We start from the raw sequence: 19,408 nt of genomic DNA on the forward strand, positions 1-19,408 counted from the left end.
TCATTCGTTGAAAGGAGTCGGCTGTGAAGCGTCATCTCGGTATCTTTTTCAGGGGCGCCGGCATGGGGGCCGCCGATGCCGTCCCCGGCGTCTCCGGCGGCACCATCGCCTTCGTCACCGGCATCTACGAAGAGCTGATCCATACCATCAAGCAGTTCGGGCCCGGCGCCTTCGTGGCGTGGCGACAGGGGGGGCTCGCGCGCCTGGCGGTGCACCTCAACCTGGCCTTCATGCTGCCGCTGCTGGCCGGCATCTTCCTGAGCCTGTTCAGCGTGGCGCACCTGGTCGTCTGGCTGATCGACGACTACCCTCTGCTGCTCAACGGCTTCTTCTTCGGCCTGGTGGCCGCCTCCGCTCTGGTGGTCAGTCGCCATCCGGAGGACTGGCGCTGGTGGCACCTGCTGCCGCTGGCCGTCGGCCTGCTGCTGGCCCACGGCCTGCCGTCGCTGATGCCGCTGGTCGCCGGGCTTGGCCACCCCGACCTGGTGCTGGTGGTGGGCGGTGCCATCGCCATCAGCGCGCTGCTGCTGCCCGGCGTGTCGGGCAGCTTCCTGCTGCTGACCATGGGGCTCTACGGCACGGTGATGGAGGGCATCCGCGGCTTCGACCTTGGGCTGATGGCGATGTTCGGCGTGGGCTGCCTGATCGGCCTGTTCGGCTTCTCGCGGCTGCTCTCCTGGCTGTTGCGCCACCACCATACCGCGACCCTGCAGCTGCTGGTCGGCTTCATCATCGGCTCGTTGCCGGTGCTCTGGCCGTGGCGCGAGCTGGTACGCTACCAGCTGGGCGCCGAGGGCCAGATGATTCCCCTCGACTATCGCTATTTGACCCCGGCCGACTTCGCCGAGCTGACCGGCGACCCCGCCCGACTGCTGGCGGTGGTCGCGCTGATGCTGGCCGGTGCCGCCCTGGTGCTGCTGCTCGGCTGGGCCAACCGCTCCACTGGCGCCGAGGCCGCGCGCCCGGCGGATCGCCGCCCGACAGACCGCCGCGCGGCGGCCGCCGGACCCCGACAAGGTGCTGACAAGGAGGAAGGCTCCGATGCATAAGATATTTCTGATTTCCGGGCTGACGCTGGCGCTGGCCGGCTGTGCGGCCCAGCAGGGCGAGAACGGGCCGGTCCAGGTCCGTGACCTCTCGGCCGCCCGGGCCGACTCGCGCCCCGCGCAGTACACCGTCGAGGCGGGGGACACGCTCTACGGCATCGCCTGGCGCCACGACATGGACTACCGAGACCTGGCGCGCCTCAACCGTATCAGCCCGCCCTACCGCATCGAGCCCGGCCAGACCCTGGCGCTCGGCGGCGACCGGGCGGGCGCCGCGGCGTCCGGCCAGGCCGCTGAGGCGGGCGCCGCCGCCGGCGGTGGCGTGGTGGCCACCGGCCTCGGCGGCGAGTCCTCGGGCAGCGGCGAGGACCTCGACTGGCTGATGCCCGACGAGAGCGCCATCGAGCGCAATCGCCGCCTCTCGGCCGAGCGCTCCCAGGCGGACGACAACACCACCGACGGGCCGGCCAATGCGCGCGGTGATGACGCCTCGGGCGCCGATCAGGGGCCGGGGCCGGTCTACAGCTACGACAGCCCCGGCGCGGATGGCGAGCTGAGCGAGCGCGACCTGGCCGAACGACGCGAGCGAGATGCCGCGTCCCAGGATGAGGTCGCCGAGGACGATGCCTCCGAGACAGCGGCCGCCGAGAGTGCTCAGCCGGTCGCCGAGCAGCCCGCTCAGGCGTCGTCCAAGGACGGCGGCGAAGCCACGGCGGCTGCCGATGAGGGAGCCTCGGTCGCCGGCGAGCCCGCCTCCCAGGCGAGCACCGAGCGTCGCTACACTCCGGTCGAAGAAGTCCCCTGGCAGTGGCCCGCGCCCGGCGAGGTGGTCGGTCGTTTCGGAGAGGGAAGCAGCATCACCGCCGGCATTGATATCGCCGGTCAAAAGGGGCAGTCTGTCAAGGCAGCCGGGCCGGGGATCGTGGTCTACGCGGGCAGCGGCGTCAGGGGCTATGGCAACCTGATCCTGCTCAAGCACAACGACCAGTACCTCAGCGCCTACGCCCACAATCAATCCCTCAACGTCGAGGAGAACGATGTGGTCGAGGCCGGCGACGTCATCGCCACCATGGGTGACAGCGATGCCGAGGATGTCAGGCTGCACTTCGAGGTGCGCAAGGACGGCCAGCCTCAGGATCCTCTGGAGTATCTGCCGACGCGCTGACCCCGATGGTTGGCGGCGGCCAACCCGCAGCAAAAGCTCCGGGGCACTCAACAATAATAATCTCGTGCGTCGATCGTCCGGCCATGGACTCACGACGCCCGGACGCAACCATGGGGTAAGAATCGATGAGCATGCTTGAACGGGACCTTCAGGATGTGAATCTGGCGTCCGCCGAAGAGGCGGACGACGATACCGTCGAGGCGGAGCGCGAACGTGAGGAGGTCGACGAGGAAGAGGCGCTGAGTGGTGACGAGGACGCCTTCGAGAAGGCCTTGAACCGTGAGGATCGCCATCCTCGTCACAGCCTGGATGCCACTCAGATTTATCTCAACGAGATCGGCTTCTCGCCGCTGCTGACGCCCGAGGAGGAGGTCTTCTTCGGGCGGCTGGCCCGCAAGGGTGATCCGCTGGGCCGCTCGCGGATGATCGAGTCCAACCTGCGACTGGTGGTAAAGATCGCCCGTCGCTATCTCAATCGCGGCCTCACCCTGCTCGACCTCATCGAGGAGGGTAACCTCGGCCTGATTCGCGCCGTCGAGAAGTTTGACCCCGAGCGCGGCTTTCGCTTCTCGACCTACGCGACCTGGTGGATACGTCAGACCATCGAGCGGGCGCTGATGAATCAGACCCGTACGATCCGGTTGCCGATCCACGTGGTCAAGGAGCTCAACATCTACCTGCGGGCGGCCCGCGAGCTGACCCAGAAGCTCGATCACGAGGCCACCGCCGAGGAGGTCGCCGAGCATCTCGACAAGCCGGTGGAGACCGTCAAGAAGATGATGGGCCTCAATGAGCGCGTCTCCTCCGTCGACTACCCGATGGGCAGCGAGAGCGACAAGCCGCTGATCGAGACCCTGGCCGACGACAACGATCAGGGGCCCGAGTCGACCCTGGTCGACGGCGACGTTCGCCAGCACGTCGATGAATGGTTGGCCGAGCTCACCGAGAAGCAGATGGAGGTGGTGGTACGCCGCTTCGGCCTGCGCGGCCACGAGGCCGCGACCCTCGAGCAGGTCGGCGAGGAGATCGGCCTGACCCGCGAGCGGGTGCGCCAGATTCAGGTAGAGGCCTTGAAGAAGCTGCGTCGCATGCTCGACAAGCAGGGCCTCTCGCTGGATGCCATTTTCGAGTGATCCCCCGGGCGGCCCGCGCAACGCGGGGCGCCTCTCGCCTTCGGGTATCCTGCATGCCTGGCCTCGATCCGAGGATAGTTGATTCATCTGGCCATGAGTTTATTGGCCAGATGAACGCCTGGTTCATTGCCTGGATGCAGCGTCTTTTGCCATGAACTCCCGGGGCGGTTGAGGGATAATTACCATTTCCCCTCGACGCGACAGGATTCCGATCATGGCCCGGCCGCTGATTGCCGATATCGACCTCGACGCCCTGCGTCATAACTACCGCCTCGCCCGCGATCGCGCTCCCCACAGCCGCGCCTTGGCCGTGATCAAGGCCGATGCCTACGGTCATGGCGCGCTCCGCTGTGCCCGGGCCCTAGAGGACCTGGCGCCGGCCTTCGCCGTGGCCTGCCTCGAGGAGGCCGAGACGCTGCGCGAGGGCGGCATCACCGCGCCCATCGTGCTGCTCGAGGGCATCTTCGAGGCCGCCGAGCTCGAGCGGGTCGAGGCGCTCGAGCTGTGGATGGCGGTGCACAGCGACTGGCAGCTCGAGGCGCTGCTCGCCTACCGGCCCGCCCGCCCCATTCCCGTGTGGGTCAAGGTGGACTCGGGCATGCACCGCCTGGGCTTTCCGCCGGAGCGGGCCGAGGCGGTCTGGGCGCGGCTCGCCGCGGCTCCAGGGCACGCCTGCGACCTGCACCTGATGAGCCACTTCGCCACCGCCGATGCCCGGGAGAGCGGCTACTTCGAGCAGCAGCTCGGGCTGCTGGAGGCCCTGGCGACGCGGCTCGGCGCCCCCACCTGCCTGGCGAATTCGCCCGCGACCCTGGCCTGGCCCGCCTCCCACGGCGCCTGGAATCGCCCCGGCGTGATGCTTTACGGCAGCGACCCGCTGGAGGCCGCCAACGCGGCGAGCCGGCGACTCGCCCCGGTGATGACCCTGCGCTCCGAGCTCATCGCCGTGCGCGAGATCAAAGCGGGTGAGCCGGTGGGCTACGGCGGACGCTGGCGGGCGCCGCGCCCCTCGCGGATCGGCGTGGTGGCCTGTGGCTATGGCGACGGCTATGACCGCCACGCGGTCGACGGCACCCCGGTGCTGGTAGCAGGGCAGCGCACCGCGATCGCCGGCAAGGTCTCCATGGACATGCTGACGGTGGATCTTACCGATATTCCCGAGGCCGATATCGGCAGCGAGGTGGTGCTCTGGGGACGGGCGGCGAGCGGCGAGGTGCTGTCGGTGGACGAGGTGGCCCGCCACTGCGACACCATCAGCTATACCCTGCTCACCGGGGTGCTGCCGAGGGTGCCCAGGCGCTATCATGGGGCGGACTGATCGCCGCACCACGGGAAGCCGCATGTCCACGGAAGACACCACCAAGACCTCCTTCGCCCATCCGCGCTACTGGCCCGCCTGGCTCGGCATCGGGGCCATGTACGCGGTGGCCTGGCTGCCCTGGCGGCTGAAGCTCTGGGTGGGCAAGGCCATTGGCCTCGCCGCCTGGCGCCTGGCCAGGCGCCGCCGGCACATCACCGAGACCAATATCCGGCTCTGCTTCCCGGAGCGCGATGCCGACCAGCAGGCCGCGCTCGTTCGGGAGAGCTTCATCGCCAACGGCATCGGCCTGGTCGAGACGGCGACCGGCTGGTGCCGGGATCACGAGCACCTGCGCCACCGGGTGGTCTTCCGCGGGCAGGAGCACAGGGCGCGGCTGCAGGCGCAGGGCCGGGGCGCCTTGATCCTGGGGGTGCACTTCTCGACCCTCGACCTGGGGGCCGCCCTGCATGCGCTCTACTTTCGCGCCGACGCCGTGCAGCGCCCCCACGACAATCCGCTCTTCGATCGCTTCATGGCGCGCGCCCGGGCCCCGTATTTCGATACGATCCTCGATCGCTACGACCTGCGCGGCGTGGTGCGACGGATCAAGGCCGGCCATGCGGTCTGGTACTCGCCGGACCAGGACTTCGGCCGCGATGCCAGCGTCTTCGCGCCCTTCTTTGGCGTCGAGGCGGCCACGGTGCGCATGACCGCGCGCATCGCGCGCATGACCGGAGCGCCGGTGATACCGCTGATCTTCCACCGCAATCCCGATGATCGCACCTACACCCTGGAGTACCTGCCGCCACTCGAGGACTTCCCCAGTGGCGATGAGGCGGTCGATGCCGCCCGCGTCAACGCGGTGATCGAGTCGGCCATCCGCCGCCACCCGGAGCAGTACCTGTGGCTGCACCGGCGCTTCAAGACCCGCCCGCGTGGGGAGGCGAAGCTTTACTGAGGCAGGGCTTTATCGGGGTATGACGTTATTGAGGCAGGGTTCTACCGGGAAGGCAGTGCCCTGCCGAGGCGACGCGCCATGGAAACGTCCGGGGCTCAGCCGCCCTGTCGGCCGGGCAGGTCGGCCGGTAGCCTGAGCCGATGCTGGCCGTCGTCCAGGCGCGCCGCGACGAAGCGGCGATCCAGCGGATGGCGCGCCGCCTGTGAGAGCGTCTCCACCACTCGGTCGGCATGGGCCTGGAGGATCGCCAGATCCTCGGGCTCGGCGAACAGCGACAGGGTCTTCAAGGCCTTGAGCACGCCCAGGCCGATGCTCAGCTCCTGCCTGCCGTGCTGCAGGATGGGCTGGAAGAGTCGATAGAGCAGGCTCTCGAAGTCCTCCACTCGCCAGGTCACCCGGCAGATGCCGTCGCGGTCGAAGAGCGCATCGCAGGGTTGCCACGCCAGGCGCCGGCGCAGCAGATCGGTCAGGCGATGCAGGCACAGCCGGGCGGTCCCGGGATCGTTGATGCCCGGCGATAGCGCCTTGAGGGCGACCTCCATCAGCTGCGTCATGCCGAACACGTGGTGCTCGGTGATCGCCTCGCCTTCCATGTAGACCAGGGTGGCGCGCACCTCGTCGCACCAGGCGGCTGGCGGGGCCGTCGCGGCCTCCAGCGAGAGGATCGGCAGCCCTTCGACCACGTAGTCCCCGAAGCGGAAGTGCAGGTGCACTACGCCGTTGGCGCGCCGCGCCAGCTCGGCCAGCGCGGGGAGATCGGCATTCTGCAGGTAGCCGGCGCGGCGGGCGGCCACGGGATGGTGATCATGGCCCGATGCCGGGGCGACGGCGAGGATGCGCCACTCCTGGCCCTGCTGGCGTCGCTGCAGGGCATGCATGGAGGCCAGCGTGGTGAGGTGCAGGTCGGTGGCCACGGCGTCGATCTGGATCGACTGCGAGGCGTTGTGGATGAAGTAGACGAACAGCCCCAGGCAGTGGATGACCATGGCGCAGGCCAGATAGATCGCCAGCGAGCGCCAGGTCGCCTCGCCCTCGGCGACGTCCGGCACCATCAGCAGCATCAGGATGAAGAGGATGGTGCCCAGGTAATGGCCCAGCACCCATTGATGCGGGCGCTCCGAGATCAGCCCGAACACCAGCTTGTGGGAGAACTGCCCGCCGGCCTGGGAGAGCACCGACATCACCATGGAGAAGCTGAAGACCATCAGCGAGATCATGCCGCCGAGAAGCGCGGCGAGCAGCGCCTGGGTGTTCTCCGGCGCCTCGAGGCCGAGCAGCGTGAGCAGGGTCGGAAGGCGGTCGTCGGAGATCGGCAGCAGCAGGGCGACCAGGCTCGCAAGGGCGTAGGCCCCGGCCAGCAGGGTGGGCAGGTAGGCAATGCTCTGCCGGAAGGCCTTGAGCAGGCGGATGGGCCAGGACAGCAAGCGCTTCATGGGCGACTCCTCGCGGGACGAGTCCCCTTATGGCCCGCCAGGTCGGCTTCGGCAACCCCTCCATCGCTCCCCACAATGCAAACCGCCCCCTGCCGGTGGGCGAGGGGGCGGTGAGTTCGCTTCGCGCGTCGATCAGGCGTCGATGCGCTTGTACTTCATGCGGTGCGGCGTGTCGTTGCCGACGCGCTTCTTGTGGTCCGCCTCGTACTCGGTGTAATTGCCCTCGAAGAACTCCACGTGAGACTCGCCCTCGAAGGCGAGGATGTGCGTGGCGATGCGGTCGAGGAACCAGCGGTCGTGGGAGATCACCAGGGCGCAGCCGGGGAAGGCCAGCAGCGCTTCCTCGAGGGCGCGCAGGGTCTCGATGTCCAGGTCGTTGGAGGGCTCATCGAGCAGCAGCACGTTGGCGCCCTGCTTGAGGGTCTGGGCCAGCTGCAGGCGCCCGCGCTCGCCGCCGGAGAGCTCGTTCAGACGCTTCTGCTGGTCGTTGCCCTTGAAGTTGAAGCGACCCACGTAGGCCCGCGAGGAGACCTCATAGCCGTTGATGTTGAGGATGTCCTGGCCGTCGGAGACTGATTCCCACACTGTCTGCTTGTCGTCCAGCGCATCGCGCAGCTGCTCGACGTAGGCGATGTCGACGGTCTCGCCGATCACCACCTCGCCGCTATCGGGCCGTTCCTGGCCGGTGATCAGCTTGAACAGCGTCGACTTGCCGGCGCCGTTGCCGCCGACGATGCCGACGATGCCCCCCTTGGGGATGCTGAACGACAGGTTCTCGTAGAGCAGCTGGCCGTCGAAGGCCTTGGCCACGTCGTGGAACTCGATGACCTTGTCACCCAGGCGCGGTCCGGGCGGAATGTAGATCTCATTGGTCTCGTTGCGCTTCTGGAAGTCGCCGGACTGCATCTCCTCGAAGCGGTTGAGGCGCGCCTTGCTCTTGGCCTGGCGGCCCTTGGCGTTGCTGCGCACCCACTCCAGCTCATGCTTGATGGCCTTGTTCTTGGAGGCCTCCTGCTTGGCCTCCTGCTCGAGGCGCTTCTCCTTGGCCTCCAGCCAGCCCGAGTAGTTGCCCTCGAAGGGGATGCCCTGGCCGCGGTCGAGCTCGAGGATCCAGCCCGCCACGTTGTCGAGGAAGTAGCGGTCGTGGGTGATGGCCACCACGGTGCCGCTGTAGTCGTGCAGGAAGCGCTCCAGCCAGGCCACCGATTCGGCGTCCAGGTGGTTGGTCGGCTCGTCGAGCAGCAGCATGTCGGGACCGGAGAGCAGCAGGCGGCACAGCGCCACGCGGCGACGCTCGCCCCCGGAGAGGTGACCCACGCGAGCCTCCCAGGCGGGCAGGCGCAGGGCCTCGGCCGCGACCTCGAGCTTGCGGTCGAGGTTGTGGGCGTCGGAGGCCTCGATGATGTTCTCCAGGCGCGCCTGCTCGGCGGCCAGGGCGTCGAAGTCGGCATCCGGCTCGGCATAGGCGGCGTAGACGGCGTCGAGCTGCTCCTGGGCGGCCTTGATCTCGCCCAAGGCCTCTTCCACGGTCTCGCGGACGTTCTTGTCGTCGTCGAGCTGGGGTTCCTGGGGCAGGTAGCCGACGTTGATGCCCGGCATGGGGCGCGCCTCACCCTCGAACTCGGTGTCGACGCCGGCCATGATGCGCAGCAGCGTCGACTTGCCTGCGCCGTTGAGGCCCAGCACGCCGATCTTGGCGCCCGGGAAGAACGACAGCGAGATATCCTTGAGGATCTGCTTCTTGGGGGGCACGACCTTGCCCACCCGGTTCATGGTGTAGACGTATTGCGCCATGTAGAGCCACTTGGTTGGAGGATTTCGGTGGCCACGATGATAGAGCCCGAGGGCGGCAAAGGCCAGTCTCCCCGGGCCGCGGCGACGGGGTTATTCTTCCTCTTCCTCGAGCCGCCAGTCATCCTCTATGGCGCGTCGCAGGCGACGCTCCTCGATCAGCGCCTCCACGCGGCGGCGGGCCTGGAGGGTCTCGGCGCGACTCGCGGGGCGCGCGTCGGCGGGTTCGTCGTTGACCGCGCTCAGGTAGTCCTGGTCGTCGTCGAAGGGGGTATCGAGAAGGGGTTCATGGCTCATGCGATGTCCTCCCATGGCCCGGGCCGAGGGTCAGCGCCGTCGGCACAGCGATCATTCGCTTCGCGTCCCCGAGGTGGAACCTGAAGCGCCAGCGGCAATGCGTGTTGCCTGCTGGCTATATATCGTCACGGCGGGAGGAGGGCAAGCCCCGGGCGGTTTTTTTTCGCCGGCGCCTTGTGGCTCGTGGGGCGTCCCGAGGGAGCGGACCGCGGGGCGGCTCAGGAGAGGCCGTGTTCGGCCTTGATCCGCTCGAGCTCCAGCTGCGCCTCGACGCGCTCGGTCACGTCCTTCTGCACGCCGATGTAGTAGTTGAGATTGTCGTCCTCGTCGTGCACCGGCGTGATGGAGAGCTCGTTGTAGAACAGGGTGCCGTCCTTCCTGTAGTTGCGCAGCACCTCTCGGCAGGGGCGTCCCTCCTTGATGGCGCGGCGGATGGCGTCGAGCCCGGGCTGGTCGCGATCCTCGTTCTGCAGGAAGCGGCAATCCTGATAGAGAATCTCATCGGCGCTGTAGCCGGTGAGGCGCTCGAAGCCCTGGTTGACGTAGATCAGGATATTCTCGTCGCCCTCCTGCTCGGCGACCACGATGCCATCCTCAGAGGCATCGACGATGCGTTCCAGCAGTTCCGGGCTGATCAGCGGGGATCGTTTCATGCAGGGGCTTCCTGTCGCGGTGCCCCGGCGCGCATCCAGGCGTCGGCGGGGGCGGGGATATTAGCAGTATCATGGCTAGCCGGCGGCCGGATTTCAACGCGCCTCTCGGCGCGATGATCACTCCACCTCGGGCAGGCGCTGCGCGCTGGCGGCGGCGGCCAGGCCCATCAGGGCCAGCACGGCCAGCAGACCGGCGCTGCCGAGCCACTGGGCCAGCAGGCCCACGATGCCACCCACGGCCAGCATCAGCACGCCGGTGAGCGTATTGGAGAGTGCCACATAGAGGGCCCGGTTGTCGGCCCCGGCCATGTCGACGACATAGGTCTTGCGCCCCAGCCGCACGCCAGAGTGGACGATCACCAGCAGCGCATAGACCAGCGCATAGGGCCAAACGGCCTCGCTCCAGGCGCCGGGCAGCCAGGCGAAGGCCGCTCCGAGCAGGCAGCCGACGGCGGTCCCCAGGCCCCCGTCACGCATCACCCGCCGGCTCGAGGCGTCGGCGCGCTTGCCCCACAGCGGGCTTGCCAGCATGCCGGCCAGCCCCGAGACCACGATCAGGATGCCCAGCCCGCCGAGCTCGGCGCCGCTCTGCTGCTGGCCCAGCAGCGCCACGTAGGGCAGCGCCAGGGCGCTGGCCAGCAGCAGGGCGCGGGCGATATTGAAGTGCAGGAAGTCATGGTCGTCGCGCAGCAGGTGCAGGCCCGTCTTGATGCTGTCCCAGGCGTTCTCGCCGCCCTCCACGGCACCCGGAACCTCCTCGATGCGCGACGCGCAGAACGCATTGACGGCCCAGCCCAGCGCCGCGACGCCGAGCAGCGCGGCGAGCGTCAGCTCGCCGGGGCGGTCGCCGAGCAGCACCAGCACGCCGCCGGCGGCCAGGGTGACGCCCCCCGCCACGCTGCCGCTCCAGCCCATCAGGGTGCCGCGGCGCTGCTTGGCGATGGTCTTGCCCAGCACGTCCTTGGTGGCGATCGACGAGATCCCCCGGGCCAGCGAGAGTACCACCAGCGCCGCCAGCACCAGCGCCCCGCCGACGCCGCCCTGGCCGAACAGGGCCAGCAGGGCGAGCAGCCCGGCGGCGATGGCCTGGAGCACCCCGCCGAGCACCCAGGCCCACTTGCGTTCGGGCTTGAGGCGTATGAAGCCGGCGATGAAGACCTGCGGCAGCAACGCCCCGGCCTCGCGGATCGGCACCAGCAGGCCGACCATCCACAACGGCGCGCCAATCATTCCCAAGAGCCAGGGCAGCACCAGCCTGGCGCTGGCGAGCTCATCGGCCAGCTTGTTGCCCAGCGAAGCGGCGAGGTGCAGGAAGAAGTTGCGCGGCTGCTCCTGGCAGGCCTCGTCGGGGATGTCCCGGCACATCCGGCTGTCATCGTCGCCGGTGAGCCACTCATAGAGGCGGGTCTGGCTGATCTCGGGGCCGGCCATCACAACTCCCAGGCTGTTATCATCGATGCCACCATTGTCGCGACACACGAGGTCCCATGTCACGCATCAGAATTCACTACTGCACTCAGTGCCAGTGGCTGCTGCGCAGCGCCTGGTATGCCCAGGAGCTGCTGTCGACCTTCGGTGAGGAGCTGGCTGGGGTCGAGCTGGTGCCCGCCCACGGGGGCTATTTCGAGATCTTCCTCGACGAGGCCTCCCTCTGGGAGCGCAAGCGCGACGGGGGCTTCCCCGACGTCAAGGCGCTCAAGCAGGCGGTCCGCGATCGCCTCGACCCCGAACGTGATCTCGGGCACATCGACCGATGAGTCCGTCGATCATGGCTCAAGACCGTCAGGCGATGCTCTTCGGCCTGGGTGCGGTGGCGCTCTGGTCCACCGTGGCCACCGCCTTCAAGGTCGCGCTCGCCTACATGTCGCCGCTGGAGCTGATGTGGCTCGCCTCGCTGGTCTCCTGGGCGCTGATGGGCGTGCTGGTGGCGCGCCAGGGTCTGATGCGCCAGGCACTCAGGCGCGGCTGGCGCACCGCGGCCTGGGCGGGGCTGATGAACCCGGTGGCCTACTACCTGGTGCTCTTCGCCGCCTACGACCGCCTGCCGGGCCAGGAGGCGATGGCGCTCAACTACACCTGGGCGCTGGCCATGGCCTTTTTGGCCGTGCCGATTCTCGGTCAGCGGCTGACCCGTATGGACGTGTTCGCCGGGCTGATCGCCTACGCGGGGGTGTGGGTGATCGCTACCCGCGGGGCGGTGCTCGACGTGGCCTTCGCCGATCCGCTGGGGGTCGGCTTGGCCCTCGCCTCGACGCTGTTCTGGGCGCTCTACTGGCTGCTCAACGCCCGGGATCGTCGCCCGGCGCTGGTCGGCCAGTGGCAGAACTTCAGCGTCGGGGTGCCGGTGCTGACGCTTCTGCTGGTGCTCGGGCCGGGCTTCGAATGGCACGGCTGGGCGGGGCTCGGCGCCGGGGTCTACGTGGGGCTGTTCGAGATGGGCATCGCCTTCGTGCTCTGGCAGCTGGCGGTGCACAAGGTGTCGCGGACGGCGAAGGTCTCGAACCTGATCTTCCTCTCGCCGCCGGTCTCGCTGCTGCTGCTCTTCCTGGTGGTCGGCGAGCCGATCCTGCCCTCCACCCTGGTGGGCCTGGTGCTGATACTGGGCGGCCTGGGGCTGCAGCAGTGGCAGAAGAGCCCCGCGCCCGCGGCTCAGTCCTGAGCGAGCGCGGCCTGCGCCACGCCGCTCTGTTCGAGCAGCGGCGCGAGCGCGGGCCAGACGTTCTCGAGAATTCGCGGCTGGGCGGCGGCGGTGGGGTGGATGCCGTCGTCCTGCATCAGCTCGTCCTCCAGCGCGATGCCCTCGAGCAGGAAGGGCACCAGCGGCAGGTCATGTTCGTCGGCGAGCCGCGTGAAGACCCCGGTAAAGGCGTCGCGGTAGGCTCGGCCGTAGTTGGGCGGGATGTCGATGCCGAGCAGCAGCACCTCGGCGTTCGCCGCCTGGCTTTGCTCGATCATCTGCGCCAGGTTGGCGCGCATCTGGCCCGGCGGCAGACCGCGTAGGCCGTCGTTGCCGCCGAGCTCGAGGACAACGATCTCGGGGCGATGCTGTCCGAGAAGGTCGGGAAGCCGGGCGGCGGCGCCGCTTGTGGTCTCGCCGCTGATGCTGGCGTTGACGACCCGCGCCTTTCCGTCCAGGCGGGTCTGCAGCAGACTGACCCAGCCGGCCCGCTGCTCGATGCCGTAGGCCGCGCTCAGGCTGTCGCCCATCACCAGCACCACCGGTTGCGACGCCGCCAGCGCCGACCCGCCGGCCAGCATCAGCGCAAGCGCCAGCCATAGCGCGGAGATCGTCAGTGCCGCCTGCCGGCCCAACGCATTCACAGGGAAGCCCTTCGCCATGTCCATCTCCTCTCGCCCGGATATCGACCCGATTCTACACGCCGACGCGCTCTCCAAGCAGGTCGAGAGCGGCGAGCGGCGGCTGACCATTCTGAGTGGTCTCTGCCTCTCGGTGTTCCCCGGCGAAAGCGTGGCGATCCTCGGCCAGAGCGGGGCCGGCAAGTCGACCCTGCTGGGACTGCTGGCGGGGCTGGATACGCCGAGCGGCGGGGAGCTGGCGCTGTTCGGCCAGTCGCTGCGTGCCCTCGACGAGGATGGCCGAGCCGCGCTGCGCGCCGGGCGGGTGGGCTTCGTGTTCCAGAACTTCCAGCTGCTGCCCACCCTGACGGCGCTGGAGAACGTGCTGCTGCCGCTGGAGCTCTCGCCGAGCCCCGGTGCCGAGGCGCGGGCCCGGGAGTGGCTCGAGCGCGTCGGCCTCGGCGAGCGCCTGGATCACCTCCCCAAGCAGCTCTCCGGCGGCGAGCAGCAGCGCGTGGCCCTGGCCCGGGCCTTCGTTACCGGGGCCGACCTGGTATTCGCCGATGAGCCCACCGGCAACCTGGACCCGGTCACCGGCGAGCGCATCATCGAGGCGCTCTTCTCCCTCAACCGCGAAGCCGGCACTACCCTGGTGCTGGTGACCCATGACCACGCCCTGGCGCGGCGCTGCGATCGCTGCCTGCGCCTGGAGGGCGGCCGGCTGGTCGAGATGGCCCCCGAGGAGGTGATGGCATGAGTCGCACCGCCTGGCCGACCCTGCTGCGCCTCTCGGCGCGCGGCCTGATCCGCGACCTGCGCGCCTCCGACGTACGCGCCCTGGCGCTGGCGCTGGCGCTGGCCGTGGCGGCCTCCACCATGATCGGCTTCTTCCTCGATCGCCTCGACCGCGGCCTGACCCGTCAGGCCGGCCAGCTCTCCGGCGGCGACGTGGTGCTGGAGCAGGGGCGCCCCTTCGGTAGCGAGATCCGCGAGGCCCTCGAGGCGGCGGGCCTGACGCTCTCCGACCAGGTCGACATGGTCTCCATGGTCAGCCGCGGCGACGCCTTCCAGCCGGCGAGCCTCAAGGTCGTCGATAGCGTCTATCCCCACTACGGCACGGCCCGGGTGGATCGCGGCGACGGCATCGAGGCGCTGCCCCGCGGCCCGGCGCCGGGCGAGGCCTGGGTGGCGCCGCGCCTGGCGCTGCTGATGGAGCTCGAGGTGGGCGATCGCATCCGCCTGGGCCAGACCGAGCTTGCGGTTGGCGGGATCATCGAACGCGAGCCCGACCAGTCGGCCGGCTTCGGCAGCTTCAATCCACGGCTGATGATGCACGTCGACGACCTGGACGCTACCGGCCTTGTGCAGGAGGGCTCGCGGGTGGAGTTCGAACTGCTGGCCGCCGGCAGCGCCGAGGCGGTGGCGCGGGTAGAGCCGCTGCTCGAGCGGCTGCGCCGCGAAGGCGTGGAGGTGCGCGACGTGCGCCGCGACCGTCCCTCGCTGGGCAATGCCCTGGCGAGGGCCGAGAAGTACCTGGGCCTGGCGGGGCTCGCGGCGGTGCTGCTGGCCGGGGTCGCCGTGGCCATGTCGACCCGCCGCTACGTCGACCGTCACCTGGATACCGCGGCGCTGCTGCGCTGCTTCGGCGCCACCCAGCGGGAGCTGCTGCGGCTGTTCGTGCTGCAGCTGGCCTGGCTGGCGCTGGCGGCCTCGGCGCTGGGCGCGCTGCTGGGGCTGGCCGGTCAGGCGCTGCTGGTGCGGCTGCTCGCGGCCTTCCTGCCGTTCAGCCTACCCGCCCCGGGGCTGCTGCCGCTGTGGCTCGGGGTGTTCACCGCTCTGGCGGTGCTGGTCGGTTTCGCCGGACCCACCCTGCTGCGCCTGAAGCGCGTCAGCGCCCTCAAGGTACTGCGCCGCGAGCTCGACCCGCTGCCGCCCTCGGCCTGGCTGGTGGTGGGCTTCGCCGCGCTGGTCTTCGGCGGCCTGCTGTGGCTCTACTCCGGCGATCCGGGGCTCGCGGCCGGCCTGCTGCTGGGCGGCCTGTTGATGCTGGCGGTGCTCTGGGGGCTCGGCGGAATGCTGCTGGCCCTGGTGCTGCGCGCCACCGCGCGCCTGCCACGGGAGGGTGGCAAGGCGGAGGGGCTGATCACGGCCGTGCGCCTCGGGGGCCAGCAGCTGGCGCGGCGACGCCGGGCGAGCCTCGGCCAGCTGCTGGCCTTCTCGGTAACCTTCTTCGCCGTGGCGATGATCGCCCTGGTGCGCGGCGACTTGCTCAGCACCTGGCAGGCCCAGCTGCCGGCGGATACGCCCAACCACTTCGCCATCAACATCCAGCCCCAGGAGCGGGACGCCTTCGAGACCGCCCTGGCCGGCGCGGCGGACGCGCGCAGCGCCCTCTATCCCATGGTCCGGGGGCGCATCAGCGCCATCGACGGCGAGATCCCCCAGGAGGTCGTGCCGGCCGAGTCGCGTGGCGACAACGCCCTGCGCCGCGAGCTCAACCTGACCTGGCGCGAGACCCTGCCCGAGGGCAACCGGGTGGTGGCCGGGCAGTGGTTCGCGGCCGGCGAGCCGGCGGGCTGGCTCGACGAGGTCGCCGCCGAACCGCGGCCGGCGGTCGACGCCTCGAGTGCAGACGACTCGGCGGTGCCGATCTCCGTGGAAGACGGCCTGGCCGCGCGACTCGGCCTAGATCTCGGCGATCATGTGACCTTCACCATCGGCAGCAACGAGGTGATTGGCGAGGTGACGAGCCTGCGCAGCCTCGACTGGGAGAGCTTCCGGCCCAACTTCTACGTGATCTTCCCGCCCGGGGTGCTGGAGCGTTTCGGCCACAGCTTCATCACCGCCTTCCACCTCGGCGACGACGACCGCGACCTGCTGCGTGAGCTGGTGCGCGAGTTCCCCGGGGTCACCCTGCTCGACGTGGAGGCGATCCTCGGCCAGGTACGCGAGGTGTTGACCCAGGTCACCCGGGCGGTGGAGCTGGTGCTCGGCTTCGTGCTGCTGGCCGGCATCAGCGTGCTCTACGCGTCGCTGACGGCGAGCCTGCCGGTGCGGGCCCACGAAAGCGGCCTGCTGCGGGTGTTTGGCGCCGGCAATCGGCTGCTCTCGCGGATGCAGGCGGCCGAGTTCGCCGTGCTCGGCTTCGCCAGCGGCCTGATGGGCGCCCTGCTGGCGGAGCTCGCCGCCGCCGGCATCTATCTCGCCTGGTTCGACCTGGCGCCGCGCTTCCACTGGGGGCTGTGGCTGACCCTGCCGCTGGCGGGGGCCGTGCTGATCGGCGTCATCGGCCACCTGCTCTCCCGGGGCCTGCGTCGCCAGGCCCCGGCGGCGAGCCTCGGCCTGCTCGGCGAGGCCTGAGGTGACGATGACGACCCACACCCTGCGCGCCCGCCTGCTGGAGGCCCAGCTCGACCTCGTGCGTCGCCGGGAGCGCTCGGTGATCGTGCTGCTGACCGGCCACGCCGTCACCCACAAGGGGCGGCTGGTCAACGAGCTCGATCACTGGCTGGAGAACCGCCACACCGAGGTGCACGCCCTGGCGCCCAGCAGCGAGGAGCAGGAGCGCCCCTACTGGTGGCGCTTCTGGCGTCGTCTGCCCGACCGCGGGCGCATCGGCATCTTCATCCACGGCTGGTACGGCGATGCGCTCTTCGCCCGGGCCGAGCGACGCCTCTCGCCGGGCGCCTTTCGGGATCGGCTGACGGAGATCCGCGCCTTCGAGGCGGAGCTGGCCGCCGAGGGCGTGGTCCTGCTCAAGCTGTGGATGGACATCGAGCGGCCCGTCCAGCACCGCGAGATGCAGGCGCTGCAGGCCGACCCGGCGCGCGCCTGGCAGCTCGGTGCCAGCGACTGGCAGCGCCATCAGCAGCATGGTGTCATCGACGCCCTGGGGTGCGAGGTGCGCGAGGCCACGGCCGCCGAGCACGCGCCCTGGCGCCGGCTCGCCTTCCGTGACCCGGCGGCGCAGCTCGAGCAGCTGGCGGGCCTGCTGCACGAGACCCTGACCGCGGCTCCGACCCCGCCCCGAGCCTTGGCACAGGCGCCGGTCGACGAGGCCCTTGAGGCCCCCTCGATCCACCATGCCGAGCCGCGGGTGAGTGCGCCGCTGAAGAAGCCGAGCTACGCCGCGGCGCTTGCCGAGGCGCAGGGCCGGCTGGCCCGCAACGCGCGGGAGCTGGCCCGCCGGCGCATCCCGGTGGTGCTCGCCTTCGAGGGGCTCGACGCGGCGGGGAAGGGTGGCGGCATTCATCGCCTCACCGCGGCGCTGGACGCCCGCCAGTACCGAGTCCATCGCATCGCCGCCCCCAGCAATGAGGAACGGGCGCTGCCCTGGGCCTGGCGCTTCTGGCGTCGCCTGCCGGCCGATGGGCGCATCGCCCTGTTCGATCGCAGCTGGTACGGCCGGGTGCTGGTGGAGCGGGTCGAGGGGCTGGCCCCGGAGACGGCGTGGCGGCGCGCCTATGCGGAGATCCGCGAGTTCGAGCGTCAGCTGCTGGCCCACGGCGCCGTGCTCGGCAAGCTGTTTCTCTCGATCAGCCAGGAGGAGCAGCTGCGCCGCTTCGAGGCCCGAGCCGCCGCGCCCCACAAGCGCCACAAACTCACCGAGGAGGACTGGCGTAACCGCGCGCGCTGGGAGGACTACCGGGAGGCCATCGACGAGATGTTCGCCCGCACCCAGGCGCCGGGCGCCGAGTGGGCGCTGATCGCCTGCGACGACAAGCGTCGGGCGCGGCTCGCCCTGTTCGAGCAGATCAACCGCCGGCTGGAAGCGCGCCTGGCCGCGCCGTGCTGAGCCTGGCCCGGGCTGGCGCGAGGCGGCTAGACTGCCGGATTACTGCATTTCCCACCCAGCGTTCCCTACTCCCTGTTTCCCTGTTCCATTCCATTTTCCCCGGTTCGAGAGGTGTTCCCATGCATTCGATGACCCGTCAGGCCCTGCTGGCCGCGCTGTCGCTGTCTATCTCCCTGCCGGCGCTGGCCGACGAACAGGGCCCGACCGAACGCGGCCCGACCGAGCGGCTGGAGGCCGATCTTCGGGCCCTGTTCGCCGATGAGGGCACGCTTGCGATCGGCGAGGTCGAGGAGGCGCTGATTCGCGACCGAGTCACCGCCCACGACCTGCATTTCGCCGGCCCCGATGGCCAGCAGCTGTGGCTCGATCGCTACGTGGTCAGCGGCGACTACGACCGCCCCGACGAGGTGCGCATCGAGGGCATTCGCCTGGAGACACCCGGTCGCGAACAGTCGCGGCTCGCCGCCGAGACGCTGCTGCTCGACGCGCCGTCCCGGGCGGTCCTTCCTCTGCATGAGGAGACCTGGCCGGCGGACGTCACGTTCGAGGGGCTCAGCGTCGAGGCGCTCGTCGCCGAGTTCGCCGGGCAGGAGCTGGGCAGTGAGTTCGGCGAGGGTCGCGGTCAGATCGCCATCGAGCGCCTGCAGGCCGCGGGGGTGAGCCGCGATGCCCTCGACGCCCTGGAGGTCAGCGGGGTGAAGGGCAAGGCCGCGGGCGACGACGAGTTCGGCAGCGGCACCTTCTCCCTGGCCTTCGCCCGGGTGGAGGGGCTGCGCGGCCTTGCGGGCGCAGAAGAGGATCGTGAACTGGATCGCCTCGAGGTGCGCGACCTGGCCATCGATTTCGATCGGCTCGTGGCGTCCCTGTCATCCCTCGAGGCCGATGGCGACATGACCGACGGCGAGGGCGGCTTCCGGCTCGAGGCGCTGGATCTCGACCTGGCACGGATGATCGCCCTGGCCCCGGAGGCGGAGCGCACGCGGCTGCGCATGCTCAGCAACGTGCTGACCGACGGCAGCGGGCGGCTGCGCATCGATGCCGATTCTTCCGGGCGCTGGGAGTCGGGCGAGGCGGCCAGCCGCCTGCTGGGCGAGCTGACGCTCACCGCCGGCGAGGCCTTCGGCTGGGCGCTGGACGCCGACCTGCCGGTGCGCCTGCCAGAAGGCGTGACGCCCGCCGACTTCCTGGCCGGCATGGAAAGCCTGGAGGAGCTGACCCTGCTCGGCGGTCGGATCGATGCCACGCTCACCGATCTGGGGCTCTTCGAGCGGCTGCCGACGATCATGGCGGCCAGCCAGGGCGTGAGCGAGGCGGAATTCCTCGCGCAGGCTCGCACCCAGGCCCAGGGGTTCGGCATGATGCTCGGCCCGGAGATCGAGGCGCTCTTCTCCGGCATGGTGGCGATGATGGCGGGCGAGGCCAGCGAGCTTGCCATCGCGCTGACCCTGCCCGCCGAGAGCGAGCTCGAGGCGCTCTCCGCCGATCCCCTGGCGCTGCCGGAGCGCCTGGAGATGCGCGTGGAGAGCCGCTGAGCCGAGGG

17 protein-coding genes are annotated in these 19,408 nt (G+C 69.9%); 11 read left to right on the forward strand and 6 right to left on the reverse strand.

Going from position 1 to position 19,408, the window contains the following annotated elements; genetic code table 11:
* Positions 1–23 precede the first annotated feature (23 nt).
* The 5 genes from BM388_RS06385 (at position 24) to lpxL (ending at position 5,602) form a co-directional block, all read left to right on the forward strand.
* Positions 24–1,049, forward strand: a complete 1,026-nt coding sequence (locus BM388_RS06385; protein ID WP_089848338.1) for a DUF368 domain-containing protein — start codon at positions 24–26, stop codon at positions 1,047–1,049.
* Positions 1,042–2,211: a peptidoglycan DD-metalloendopeptidase family protein gene (locus BM388_RS06390; RefSeq protein ID WP_089848339.1), complete on the forward strand. Its 1,170-nt coding sequence runs from the start codon at positions 1,042–1,044 to the stop codon at positions 2,209–2,211. The genes BM388_RS06385 and BM388_RS06390 overlap by 8 nt, the downstream gene beginning before the upstream one ends.
* Before the next feature lie 131 nt (positions 2,212–2,342).
* Positions 2,343–3,344: an RNA polymerase sigma factor RpoS gene (rpoS, locus tag BM388_RS06395; protein ID WP_089848341.1), complete on the forward strand. Its 1,002-nt coding sequence runs from the start codon at positions 2,343–2,345 to the stop codon at positions 3,342–3,344.
* A 214-nt stretch (positions 3,345–3,558) separates the two neighbouring features.
* The gene (gene alr, locus BM388_RS06400) at positions 3,559–4,662 is read left to right on the forward strand and encodes an alanine racemase (RefSeq protein ID WP_089848343.1); all 1,104 of its coding nucleotides are present in this window, start codon (positions 3,559–3,561) and stop codon (positions 4,660–4,662) included.
* Positions 4,663–4,684: 22 nt separating this feature from the next.
* The gene (gene lpxL, locus BM388_RS06405; RefSeq protein ID WP_089848345.1) at positions 4,685–5,602 is read left to right on the forward strand and encodes an LpxL/LpxP family Kdo(2)-lipid IV(A) lauroyl/palmitoleoyl acyltransferase; all 918 of its coding nucleotides are present in this window, start codon (positions 4,685–4,687) and stop codon (positions 5,600–5,602) included.
* A gap of 95 nt (positions 5,603–5,697) precedes the next feature.
* Here the strand turns inward: lpxL and BM388_RS06410 are convergent, their stop codons facing one another.
* The 5 genes from BM388_RS06410 to BM388_RS06430 form a co-directional block, all read right to left on the reverse strand.
* Complete coding sequence (locus BM388_RS06410) at positions 5,698–7,035, reverse strand: DUF2254 domain-containing protein (protein ID WP_089848347.1); 1,338 nt, start codon at positions 7,033–7,035, stop codon at positions 5,698–5,700.
* Between the two features lie 132 nt (positions 7,036–7,167).
* A complete protein-coding gene (ettA, locus tag BM388_RS06415; protein WP_089848349.1) occupies positions 7,168–8,829 on the reverse strand; it encodes an energy-dependent translational throttle protein EttA in 1,662 nt (553 codons plus the stop codon).
* Between the two features lie 90 nt (positions 8,830–8,919).
* The gene (locus BM388_RS06420; RefSeq protein ID WP_089848351.1) at positions 8,920–9,123 is read right to left on the reverse strand and encodes a PA3496 family putative envelope integrity protein; all 204 of its coding nucleotides are present in this window, start codon (positions 9,121–9,123) and stop codon (positions 8,920–8,922) included.
* Between the two features lie 218 nt (positions 9,124–9,341).
* Positions 9,342–9,776: a PAS domain-containing protein gene (locus tag BM388_RS06425; RefSeq protein WP_089848353.1), complete on the reverse strand. Its 435-nt coding sequence runs from the start codon at positions 9,774–9,776 to the stop codon at positions 9,342–9,344.
* A gap of 117 nt (positions 9,777–9,893) precedes the next feature.
* Positions 9,894–11,207: an MFS transporter gene (locus BM388_RS06430; RefSeq protein WP_089848355.1), complete on the reverse strand. Its 1,314-nt coding sequence runs from the start codon at positions 11,205–11,207 to the stop codon at positions 9,894–9,896.
* 56 nt (positions 11,208–11,263) lie between these two features.
* Between BM388_RS06430 and BM388_RS06435 the strand changes: the two genes are divergently transcribed.
* Positions 11,264–11,533, forward strand: coding sequence for an Rdx family protein (locus BM388_RS06435; protein WP_089848357.1), 270 nt, complete (start codon positions 11,264–11,266; stop codon positions 11,531–11,533).
* A gap of 11 nt (positions 11,534–11,544) precedes the next feature.
* Positions 11,545–12,435: a DMT family transporter gene (locus BM388_RS06440; RefSeq protein WP_089848359.1), complete on the forward strand. Its 891-nt coding sequence runs from the start codon at positions 11,545–11,547 to the stop codon at positions 12,433–12,435.
* Here the strand turns inward: BM388_RS06440 and BM388_RS06445 are convergent.
* Positions 12,426–13,115, reverse strand: coding sequence for an arylesterase (locus tag BM388_RS06445; RefSeq protein WP_089848361.1), 690 nt, complete (start codon positions 13,113–13,115; stop codon positions 12,426–12,428). The two genes, BM388_RS06440 and BM388_RS06445, sit on opposite strands and share 10 nt — an antisense overlap.
* On the opposite strand from BM388_RS06445, the gene BM388_RS06450 reads away from it, so the two are divergent.
* From BM388_RS06450 to BM388_RS06465, 4 genes are all read left to right on the forward strand, one after another.
* Positions 13,114–13,830, forward strand: coding sequence for an ABC transporter ATP-binding protein (locus tag BM388_RS06450; protein ID WP_089848363.1), 717 nt, complete (start codon positions 13,114–13,116; stop codon positions 13,828–13,830). The genes BM388_RS06445 and BM388_RS06450 overlap by 2 nt on opposite strands.
* Positions 13,827–16,433 carry an ABC transporter permease gene (locus BM388_RS06455; protein ID WP_089848366.1) on the forward strand — a complete coding sequence of 869 codons (2,607 nt, stop codon included), beginning with the start codon at positions 13,827–13,829 and terminating at the stop codon, positions 16,431–16,433. The genes BM388_RS06450 and BM388_RS06455 overlap by 4 nt, the downstream gene beginning before the upstream one ends.
* A gap of 7 nt (positions 16,434–16,440) precedes the next feature.
* On the forward strand, positions 16,441–17,868 hold the full coding sequence (locus BM388_RS06460; RefSeq protein ID WP_089848367.1) for a hypothetical protein: 1,428 nt from the start codon (positions 16,441–16,443) through the stop codon (positions 17,866–17,868).
* 119 nt (positions 17,869–17,987) lie between these two features.
* Positions 17,988–19,400 carry a hypothetical protein gene (locus BM388_RS06465; protein ID WP_089848369.1) on the forward strand — a complete coding sequence of 471 codons (1,413 nt, stop codon included), beginning with the start codon at positions 17,988–17,990 and terminating at the stop codon, positions 19,398–19,400.
* Positions 19,401–19,408 lie beyond the last annotated feature (8 nt).

The organism is Halomonas saccharevitans (assembly GCF_900116405.1).
Taxonomy (GTDB): Bacteria; Pseudomonadota; Gammaproteobacteria; order Pseudomonadales; family Halomonadaceae; genus Halomonas; species Halomonas saccharevitans.

Bases quoted from the DNA above. Each gene is read 5' to 3' on its own strand.
- alr (WP_089848343.1), top strand. From the start codon at position 3,559: ATGGCCCGGCCGCTGATTGCCGATATCGACCTCGACGCCCTGCGTCAT.
- BM388_RS06410 (WP_089848347.1), bottom strand. From the start codon at position 7,035: ATGAAGCGCTTGCTGTCCTGGCCCATCCGCCTGCTCAAGGCCTTCCGG.
- BM388_RS06455 (WP_089848366.1), top strand. From the start codon at position 13,827: ATGAGTCGCACCGCCTGGCCGACCCTGCTGCGCCTCTCGGCGCGCGGC.
- BM388_RS06430 (WP_089848355.1), bottom strand. From the start codon at position 11,207: ATGGCCGGCCCCGAGATCAGCCAGACCCGCCTCTATGAGTGGCTCACC.
- BM388_RS06390 (WP_089848339.1), top strand. From the start codon at position 1,042: ATGCATAAGATATTTCTGATTTCCGGGCTGACGCTGGCGCTGGCCGGC.
- BM388_RS06425 (WP_089848353.1), bottom strand. From the start codon at position 9,776: ATGAAACGATCCCCGCTGATCAGCCCGGAACTGCTGGAACGCATCGTC.
- BM388_RS06440 (WP_089848359.1), top strand. From the start codon at position 11,545: ATGGCTCAAGACCGTCAGGCGATGCTCTTCGGCCTGGGTGCGGTGGCG.
- ettA (WP_089848349.1), bottom strand. From the start codon at position 8,829: ATGGCGCAATACGTCTACACCATGAACCGGGTGGGCAAGGTCGTGCCC.
- BM388_RS06450 (WP_089848363.1), top strand. From the start codon at position 13,114: ATGTCCATCTCCTCTCGCCCGGATATCGACCCGATTCTACACGCCGAC.
- BM388_RS06460 (WP_089848367.1), top strand. From the start codon at position 16,441: ATGACGACCCACACCCTGCGCGCCCGCCTGCTGGAGGCCCAGCTCGAC.
- BM388_RS06465 (WP_089848369.1), top strand. From the start codon at position 17,988: ATGCATTCGATGACCCGTCAGGCCCTGCTGGCCGCGCTGTCGCTGTCT.
- lpxL (WP_089848345.1), top strand. From the start codon at position 4,685: ATGTCCACGGAAGACACCACCAAGACCTCCTTCGCCCATCCGCGCTAC.
- rpoS (WP_089848341.1), top strand. From the start codon at position 2,343: ATGCTTGAACGGGACCTTCAGGATGTGAATCTGGCGTCCGCCGAAGAG.
- BM388_RS06420 (WP_089848351.1), bottom strand. From the start codon at position 9,123: ATGAGCCATGAACCCCTTCTCGATACCCCCTTCGACGACGACCAGGAC.
- BM388_RS06445 (WP_089848361.1), bottom strand. From the start codon at position 13,115: ATGGCGAAGGGCTTCCCTGTGAATGCGTTGGGCCGGCAGGCGGCACTG.
- BM388_RS06435 (WP_089848357.1), top strand. From the start codon at position 11,264: ATGTCACGCATCAGAATTCACTACTGCACTCAGTGCCAGTGGCTGCTG.